The 1,023-nt window shown below is 65.1% G+C and carries 1 protein-coding gene and 1 pseudogene; one reads left to right on the top strand and one right to left on the bottom strand.

Translation table 11 applies throughout. The annotated features are described in order from the left end of the window. Positions 1-97: pseudogene (locus AWC27_RS30380) on the bottom strand (IclR family transcriptional regulator); the annotation flags it as partial. Positions 98-164: 67 nt separating this feature from the next. Between AWC27_RS30380 and AWC27_RS20275 the strand changes: the two are divergent. Beyond that, the coding region (locus AWC27_RS20275; RefSeq protein WP_139837118.1) for an FAD-binding oxidoreductase at positions 165-1,023 on the top strand (859 nt) is incomplete at its 3' end.

Raw genomic sequence — 1,023 nt, 5'->3', positions numbered from 1 at the left:
GTTGTGCGCCGATCTCATCCAGCGCGGCAGCAGCGCGGCGCAGCACCTGAATCCCCTCGTCGCGATTGGTTGCAGGATTGCGTTCCGTTTGAGCCACTATTCCACTATAGTGGCCCGCATCGCGGATTTAAAAGAACCGAAATGTGGATCAAAGGAGTTCCAGGATGAGCGCTCTACCGGCCGGGCGACACTACTTCCGCGGTGATGACGAGTACGAAGCGGCCCGCCGCGGAACGGTCTGGCACCAGCGTGTGCCTGCACGGTATCCCGAGGTGATCGTGCAGGCCGCCGATTCCGACGACATCATCGCGGCTCTGCGCTATGCCAAGGCCAACGGACACAAGGTCAGCATCGTTTCGGGAGGGCACAGCTTTGCGGCCAGCCACCTCCGCGACGGCTCCCTGCTACTCGACCTCAGCCGCCTCGATCACGCCAACATCGACGCCGAAAAAGGCCTGGCCGTCGCCGGCCCGGGCAAGGGCGGCAGCCTACTGATGGCCGACCTGCAGGCACAGAACCTGTTCTTCCCTGGCGGCCATTGCAAGGGCGTATGCCTCGGCGGCTATCTACTGCAGGGCGGATACGGCTGGAACAGCCGAATCTACGGGCCGGCGTGCGAGAGCGTGATCGGCTTGGACGTCATCACCGCCGACGGTGAGCAGGTCTACTGCGACGAAGACAATCACCCCGACCTCTACTGGGCGGCCCGCGGCGCCGGTCCCGGCTTCTTCGGCGTCGTCACGTCGTTTCACCTGAAGCTGTACCCCAAGCCGCCCGTGTGCGGTACCAGTGTTTACGTCTACCCGTTCGACCTTGCCGACGAGGTCTTCACCTGGGCCCGAGCGGTCAGCGCCGAAGTCGACCCGCGCGTCGAGCTGCAGGCCGTCGCCTCTCGCGGCGAACCGAACATGGGCATCGACGTCCCCGTCATCACGTTCGCCTCACCCGCGTTCGCCGACTCCGAAGCGGAGGCCGAGCAGGCCCTCGCCCTGTTCGGCACCTGTCCGGTCGCAGACAAGGCAC

This window comes from Mycobacterium szulgai, from assembly GCF_002116635.1.
Lineage (GTDB): Bacteria > Actinomycetota > Actinomycetes > Mycobacteriales > Mycobacteriaceae > Mycobacterium > Mycobacterium szulgai.
Note: the sequence above shows the minus strand (reverse complement) of the source record. Positions and strands in the feature narration are given on the sequence as shown.